The 1,895-nt window shown below is 59.3% G+C and carries 1 protein-coding gene; it reads left to right on the top strand.

The window, feature by feature from the left end; genetic code table 11:
• Positions 1-205 precede the first annotated feature (205 nt).
• The gene (gene gshA / locus QMX98_RS34345; protein ID WP_010464781.1) at positions 206-1,789 is read left to right on the top strand and encodes a glutamate--cysteine ligase; all 1,584 of its coding nucleotides are present in this window, start codon (positions 206-208) and stop codon (positions 1,787-1,789) included.
• Positions 1,790-1,895 lie beyond the last annotated feature (106 nt).

Here is a 1,895-nt window from a genome sequence, read left to right as displayed (position 1 = left end):
CGCGAAGGCGATGTATCAGACAACATCAATGTTGACTGACACGCCCTCTTCGCGAGCAGGCTCGCTCCCACAGGGAATTCCTTGGCTGCTGTCAGCAGCCGTGTACGGTCCAAAAACCAGGCGAAAACGCCAGTTTCAACTTCACCCTTGTAGACCGTCTTGCCCACCCCCATATTGGGGCGACTGACGCGTGAAGGAATCCAACTTGAGCGAACTTCTCAACCGCCGCCTGGCTCTGCTTGGCGAGCGCGCTAACCTCTCTCTGCTCGAACAGTGCCTTCACGGCATCGAACGTGAATGCCTGCGCGTGACCGGCGAAGGTCGCCTGGCGCAAACGCCGCACCCGGAAGCATTGGGTTCCGCGCTGACCAATGAACAAATCACCACCGACTATTCCGAGTCGCTGCTGGAATTCATTACCCCGGCCCTGCCAGACCCGGCCGATACGCTGGCGAGCCTGGACAAGATTCACCGTTTTGCCTACAGCAAGCTCGGCAACGAGTTTCTGTGGAGTCCATCGATGCCGTGCCCGTTGCCGGCCGAGGAAGACATCCCGATCGCCTATTACGGCACGTCCAACATCGGTCAGCTCAAGTACGTCTACCGCAAGGGCCTGGCCCTGCGTTACGGCAAAACCATGCAGTGCATCGCCGGGATTCACTACAACTTTTCCCTGCCGGAAAAGCTCTGGCCACTGCTTAAAGAGGCTGAAGGATTTGTCGGCACCGACCGCGACTATCAGTCGTCAGCCTACATTGCGCTGATCCGCAACTTCCGCCGCTACAGCTGGCTGCTGATGTACCTGTTCGGCGCCTCCCCTGCGCTGGACGCCGGTTTCCTGCGCGGTCGTTCGCACCAGTTGGAGCAACTGGACCCGGACACCTTGTACCTGCCATACGCCACCAGCCTGCGCATGAGTGACCTGGGTTACCAGAGCAACGCCCAAGCCGGCTTGACGCCGTGCTACAACGATCTGGCCAGCTACACCGACAGCCTGCGCAAAGCGGTCGCCACGCCGTATGCACCGTATGTCGAAATCGGTACGCATCAGGACGGTGAGTGGGTTCAGCTCAACACCAACATCCTGCAGATCGAAAACGAGTACTACTCCAACATCCGCCCGAAGCGCGTGACCTACACCGGCGAACGGCCGATCCAGGCGCTGGTGGCCCGCGGCATTCAGTACGTCGAAGTGCGTTGCCTGGACATCAATCCGTTCCTGCCGATGGGCATCGATTTGCCAGAGTCGCGCTTCCTCGACGCGTTCCTGCTGTATTGCGCGCTGAACGACAGCCCGCTGCTGACCAATACTTCGTGCGGCAACGCGACCTCGAACTTCCTCAGCGTGGTCAAGGAAGGTCGTCGTCCGGGCCTGCAACTGCAGCGTGACGGTCAACCGGTCGACCTGAAGGAATGGGCCGGCGAATTGTTGGAAAAAATAGCTCCGCTCGCGGCGCTGCTTGATCAAAGCCATGGTGGCGATGCCCACAGCAAGGCGTTGGACGTGCAGATGGAGAAGGTCAAGGATTCGTCGCGCACACCTTCAGCACAAGTACTGGCGGCCATGGCTGAACACAAGGAGAGCTTTGCCCAGTTCTCCCTGCGCCAGAGCCAGGCGCATGCGGAGTTTTTCCGCAGCGAGCCGTTGAATAGCGAAGATCAGGCGAAGTTTGAAGAACGCGCACGCTCCTCTCTGGCTGAGCAGGTGGCGCTGGAGCAGAACGAAGTCGGCGATTTCGATGTGTTTGTCGGGTCGTATCAGGCGAGCATTCTGGCGATCAGCAACTAACATCAGAAGGTCCTTCAGACCTTTTCGCGGGCAAGCCTCGCTCCTACAGTTTTGTGTCGGTCCCCATTTGTGACTCGACCCCGAATCTGTAGGAGCGAGGCTTGCC

The organism is Pseudomonas sp. PS02303 (assembly GCF_029959925.1).
Taxonomy (GTDB): domain Bacteria; phylum Pseudomonadota; class Gammaproteobacteria; order Pseudomonadales; family Pseudomonadaceae; genus Aquipseudomonas; species Aquipseudomonas mandelii.
Note: the sequence above shows the minus strand (reverse complement) of the source record. Positions and strands in the feature narration are given on the sequence as shown.